The 6,008-nt window shown below is 68.8% G+C and carries 4 protein-coding genes; all 4 read left to right on the top strand.

From position 1 onward, the window contains the following. Positions 1-350 precede the first annotated feature (350 nt). On the top strand, positions 351-3,233 hold the full coding sequence (locus B0E53_RS32250; protein WP_107079425.1) for a CRISPR-associated helicase/endonuclease Cas3: 2,883 nt from the start codon (positions 351-353) through the stop codon (positions 3,231-3,233). A 243-nt stretch (positions 3,234-3,476) separates the two neighbouring features. Next, positions 3,477-5,162, top strand: a complete 1,686-nt coding sequence (casA, locus tag B0E53_RS32245; protein ID WP_107079424.1) for a type I-E CRISPR-associated protein Cse1/CasA — start codon at positions 3,477-3,479, stop codon at positions 5,160-5,162. Continuing rightward, complete coding sequence (casB, locus tag B0E53_RS32240; RefSeq protein WP_107079423.1) at positions 5,159-5,851, top strand: type I-E CRISPR-associated protein Cse2/CasB; 693 nt, start codon at positions 5,159-5,161, stop codon at positions 5,849-5,851. The genes casA and casB overlap by 4 nt, the downstream gene beginning before the upstream one ends. Before the next feature lie 2 nt (positions 5,852-5,853). Continuing rightward, the coding region (locus tag B0E53_RS32235; protein ID WP_210406298.1) for a type I-E CRISPR-associated protein Cas7/Cse4/CasC at positions 5,854-6,008 on the top strand (155 nt) is incomplete at its 3' end.

Below are 6,008 nucleotides of genomic sequence, written 5' to 3'. Positions count from 1 at the left end.
CCACGCGATGACCCAGCCGGTCACCGCACCCCTGAAAACCAGCTAACCAACTCTCCATCAAACCCGGGGCTTGACAGGGACGCTAGAGATCAACTATTTGGATTTTGTTCACTTTGATTTCCAAGATCACCACCGGTTGGGGTCACGTGCAGGTTGGTGCTGTCCGGTTGGGTCAGTCTACCGATGGCTGCCGCTCCTGAGGTTCGTGCGATGGGCGCGCGTAACGCGCATTCGACGGGGTCGTGAGGTTGGTGATCGCCCGTAGGCCGCGACGTACTGCCCGATCGTCATTCCACCGCGGATATTGAGGGTGACCCGCATTGTCGTACCCGTCTGGTTTTCTGCCTGGCGTGGCCGATTGGGGTGTCCTCAGCGAGACTGCTCGTCTGGTCTGGGGTAAGACGAACCGTGACCGGGGGCTGGTTTCGCTGCCGCTGTTCCGGCACCTGGCCGACAGTGCCGATGTGGCCGGGCTGTTGTGGGACGTCTGGCTGCCGGTCACGGTCCGGCAGCGCATCGCCGGGCCGCTCCCAGGCGGCGCTGGCGACGGGCGCATCCTGGTGCGTTGGCTCGCCGGCATTCATGACATCGGAAAGGCCACGCCCGCATTCACCTGGCAGGTCGCGCCCTTACGGAAGGAGATGCGGGACCACGGCTTCTCCTTTGACCGGCAGGTCGAGGCAGGCCGCCTGCGCGCGCCGCACGGGGCGGCGGGACAGATCGTTCTCGTCGATTGGCTGACCGGCCGGCACGGCTGGGATCCGTCACTGGCCGAGACCTACGCGGTGGTCGTCGGCGGCCACCACGGGGTGCCGCCGACCGATGCCGGCCTGACGCAGATCCGCGAGCGGCCGTACCTGCTCGGTGCAGGCGGGATCTGGCCTGCCGTGCAGGATGAACTACTCGGTTGGGTGACCCACCGCGTCGCTGCCGCTGAGCGGCTGCCCGCCTGGCGGGAGGTGGTCCTGCCGCAGCCGGTGCAGGTGCTGTTGACCGCGATCGTCATCGTCGCTGACTGGATTGCCAGCAACGAGGAGTTCTTCCCGTACGGCTTCCGGCAGGAGGATGCTCCCGATCGGCTTCAGCAGGCGTGGGAGGAGCTGGATCTGCCGACCCCGTGGCGGGCTGTCGATACCACCGGCCTCGATGCGGCGACGCTCTTCGCCCGACGGTTCGAGATGCCGGCCGGATCTCAGCCGTACCCGGTACAGGCCGCGGTGGTGGAGCAGGCCCGCGTGATGCCGCTACCGGGGCTGCTGATCGTCGAGGCGCCGATGGGAGAAGGCAAGACCGAGGCTGCCCTCGCGGCCGTCGAGATCCTCGCCGCGCGCAGTGGGGCGGCCGGGTGCTTCGTGGCGCTGCCCACCAGAGCGACGAGTGACGCGATGTTCAGCCGGGTGCTCGGCTGGCTGAGCCGGCTGCCGGACGCCGACCTCGGCCGGGGTGCCCGGGAAGCGGCGCTGGCCCACGGCAAGGCGATCCTCAACGACGAATACTCCCGCCTCTATCGCGGGATGCTGCCCAGCGCCATCGGGGTGGACGAGGGCGGCACGGCCACCGCCGCGCACGCTTGGCTGGCCGGGCGGAAGCGGAAGATGCTGTCGAGTTTCGTGGTCGGCACCGTCGACCAGTTGCTCTTCGCCGCGTTGCAGGCTCGTCATGTGGTGCTACGGCATCTCGGGCTGGCCGGCAAGGTAGTCGTCATCGACGAGGCCCACGCCTACGACGTCTACATGAGCCAGTATCTGGACCGCGCCCTGGAGTGGCTGGGCGCCCACGGCGTACCGGTGGTCATTCTCTCCGCGACCCTCCCGGCTCGTCGGAGGGCCGACATGATGCGGGCTTACGACGTCGGCCGGCTGGGCCGCCGCAGTGCCGCCCAACGCCGGCGGTTCCGCACGGAGATCCGCGAAGTCGCCGACGAGTACCAGGTACTCCGTGACGAGCAGCGGTATCCGCTGCTGAGCGTCTCGGGGGTGGAACGGGCACCGGCCGTCATCGGGTGCGGGGCGTCCGGCAGAAGCTTCGACGTGCGGCTGGAACGCACCGACGACGACCTGGCCGTCCTCACCGACCGGCTCCGGACCGACCTCGCCGACGGGGGGTGTGTCCTGGTCATCCGCAACACCGTTGCGCGGGTGCTGGAAACCGCCGACGAGTTGCGGAGCCAGCTTGCCCCGGGGATTCCGGTCACCGTGGCACACTCCCGTTTCATGGCCGCTGACCGTGCCGCCAAGGACACGTGGTTGCGGGACACGTTCGGCCCGCCCGAACATCTCGCCAAACTGGGGCGGGCCCGGCCTGCCTGTCATGTCGTCGTCGCCAGTCAGGTCGCCGAGCAGTCCTTAGACATCGACTTCGACCTGCTGGTGACCGATCTGGCGCCGGTTGACCTGATCCTGCAACGACTCGGCCGCCTGCATCGGCACCGGCGTTCCGGTCGCCCGGGCCGGCTGGCGCAGCCCCGGTGCCTGGTTACCGGGGTCGACTGGGCGACCGTGCCACCCACCCCGGTCCGCGGTTCGGTCAAGGTGTACCAGCACCATGCCCTGCTGCGGGCCATCGCCGTCCTGCTGCCGTATCTCGACGGCGACCGGTTCCTGTGCCTGCCGCAGGACATCGCGCCCCTGGTGCAGACCGCGTACGGCACCGGGCCGGTGGGTCCGCAGTCGTGGCAGTCCGTGTTGGCCGAGGCGGCGGTCCAAGCCGATGACCGCGCCGAGGCGGCGCGCAAACGCGCCGACACTTTCCGGGTCGGGCCAGTCCAGGCGCCGGGTGCGAGCCTGATGAGCTGGCTCGACGCCAGCGTGGGCGACAGCGAGGGCGCGGACGGCAACGAGCGGCGTGGGCGGGCACACGTCCGTGACGACGGGGCCGAGGCACTGGAGGTGCTGATCCTGGTACGCCGGGGCGAGAAGCTGGTGACCCCGCCGTGGCTCGACCGGGGCGGTGACGTCGAGGTCCCGACCGACTTCGAGCCACCTCGGGCGGTGGCCCGGACGATGCTGCGATGTGCTCTGCCGCTGCCGCAAGCGATCACCGCTAATGGGGGAATCGACCGGATCATCACCGAACTGGAGCAGCGGAACACGTTCCCGGCCTGGAAGAAAGACCGGTTGCTCGGCGGGGAACTGGTCCTTGACCTCGATGAACAGGGCCGGAGTCGACTCACCGAGTTCATCCTGTCCTACGACCAGGGCAGCGGGTTGCGGGTCGAAAAGGCCGACCGGTGAGTGACCGGCCGGCGACTGTCCGATACCTGACAATAGTCGGCGGAGTGGCCGGTTCAGGGTGGGCGCGTGTTCCGGTGCCGCCGCCCTGAACTGCCAAAACCCTGCCTACGCAGGGAGCACCGTGAATATCCGTAGCAAAAACGGATCACCCCGCAATGCAGCGGGAACGGTTAGAGTCCTCCGGCGAGCCGTCCGTAGTAAAAAGTTCGCTCATCCCGTCTCTGCTGGTCAACGCGACGGAGAATGCTCATGTCGGAACCTGCGCCCTCCTTCTGTCTGATCGGACAACCCTGGATTCCGGTACTCGATCTGGCCGGCCACCGTCGGCTGGTCTCCGTCTCCGAGTTATTCGCCCATGCGGCGCAACTGCGGGCCGTCGCCGGCGACCTGCCGACCCAGACGTCCGCGATCCTAAGACTCCTCCTCGCCATCCTGCACCGCGCAGTCGACGGCCCCGAGGACGAAGGTGCCTGGCATAGCCTGTGGCGTCAGCCTGACCTGCCGGCCGGCGACATCACCGGCTACCTCGACGAATACCGGGACCGCTTCGACCTGCTGCACCCGGTCACGCCGTTCTACCAGGTCGCCGACCTGCGTACGCAGAAGCCTAACGATGTGTTCGGCCTGCAACGGTTCATCGCCGACGTGCCGAACAACGCGCCCTACCTGACCACCCGGCTCGGGAGCGGGCTGGAGCGGCTGACCCCGGCTGAGGCCGCTGTGTGGCTGGTGCACTGCCAGGCGTACGACACCTCCGGCATCAAGTCCGGGGCGGTCGGAGACGATCGGGTCAGTGGTGGCAAGGGCTACCCGATCGGCCCAGCGGCTGGCGGCTCCCTGGGCTTGGTCTACCTCGAAGGCCGGACGCTACGCGAGACCCTGCTGCTCAACCTCGTCCCCCTCGGCAGCGCCTACCTTCAACAGGATCCTGAACGTGACTCCCCGATGTGGGAACGCGACCCGCACGGCCCGGCCGAGGAGGCCGAGCGGCACCGGGGCCCACACGGCGTCCTCAACCTCTACACCTGGCAGTCCCGGCGAATCCGGCTCTTCGGCGACCAGAACGGCATCACCGGAGCCATGATCGCCAACGGCGACCGGATCAACTGGACGAACCTGCACCGCCAGGAGCCGATGAGCGGCTGGCGGCGCAGCCCCAATCAGGAGAAGAAGCTGGGGCTCCCCACCGTCTACCTACCCAATCTGCACGACCACACCCGGGCTCTCTGGCGCGGACTGGCCGCCCTGCTGCCCACGCCCGCCGAGAAGTCAGGTGCCGAAGCCCCGGCCCGGCGCCCACCGGCGGTCAGCCAGTGGCTGGCACGGCTACGGACGAAAAGACTGATCGACGATCGGTACCGGGTCACCACCCGTGCCGTCGGTGTCGTCTACGGCAACAACATGTCGGTGGTGGACGAGATCTACCACGATGCGCTGACCATGACCGTGCAGGCATTCGACCCGGCCGGGCCGCTCACCACCACGATCGTGGACAGCGCGGCCGACGCCGAGGCCGCCGTCAAGACCCTCCGCGGGCTCGCCGCCAACCTCTGTCGGGCCGGCGGTGGACACGGCGACAAGCCCGAAGACCCGCCGGCAGCCGCCGCCGATCGGGCCGCCGAACTCGCCTACGCCGAGCTGGACGTCCTTTTCCGGCAGTGGCTGGCCAGCCTCGGCCCGACCGACGACCCCGCGCAGGCCCGCATCCAGTGGCAGACGCAGGCAAGGCGGTGTGTCTGGAGACTCGGCAACGACCTGGTCGAGTGGTCCGGACCGAAGGCATGGGCCGGCCGCTACCTCGACCAGGAGAAGAAGAAGCACTTGAGTAGTCCACTGGCCGACAGGTTCTTCCGCGACGCTCTGCGCCGGGCGCTGCCGCTGGCCACCACGATCGAGACCTCGTCCGCTCCCCAGGAGGTGCCGGCATGACGGTCACAGCCCCCGTCGACAACGACAACCGCACCGTCCGCCATGCCCGTCGCCGAGGCCCCTTCGGCGGGTACGTCGCCGCAAAGGTCGCCGGGTTGCAGGAGGCCTACCTCAAAGAGTCCAGCTACGCCGTGGCCACACTGGCCCGGCTGCGTCGCGCGGTTGGCCGGGCCCCCGCCGCCGACTTCACGATTCTGGAACAGACCCGGGTGGCGGACGACCACCTCGAGAAGGACTGGCTCAGAGACGACGAGGCGACCCACACCGAGCAGGCCATGCACGCTGCGCTCACCCTGTACGCGGTGCACCAGCAGTCGATCCGCGACCTTCCCATGCACCAGGACGGTGTCGGCCTCGGTGCGGCGGTCAGCCGACTGGCCCGACAGAGCGCCAGCGCAGAGGCCGTGCGCCGTCGCTTCGCCGCCCTCGGCACCGCCAACAGCTATGCCGCCGTCACCACCCACCTGCGCAGCCTGGTGCGGCTCCTGCGGGACAACCGGATACCCCTCGACTACGGGGTGCTTGCCGAGGACCTGGTAGCGCTACAGAAGCCGTGGGGTCCTTCCCAGGTTCGGGGCCGGTGGGGCCGCGACTTCTACCGCCAGCCCGAGCCCACAGACCTCCAAGAGACTGGCGTCACCGACCCGACCACCGACTCCACGCCCGACCCGACCGCCCCCAAGGAGTGACCATGACCCGGACCATCCTGGACGTCCACATCCTGCAGACCCTACCGCCGAGCAACGTCAACCGGGACGACTCCGGCTCTCCCAAGACCGCCACCTACGGCGGGGTCCGTCGGGCAAGGGTCTCGTCCCAGTCATGGAAGCGCGCGGTCCGGCTCGC

This window comes from Micromonospora sp. MH33, from assembly GCF_003013775.1.
GTDB classification, from domain to species: Bacteria; Actinomycetota; Actinomycetes; order Mycobacteriales; family Micromonosporaceae; genus Micromonospora; species Micromonospora fulviviridis.
The sequence above is the reverse complement of the archived record's forward strand: the minus strand, read 5'-3'. Positions and strand labels throughout refer to the sequence as shown.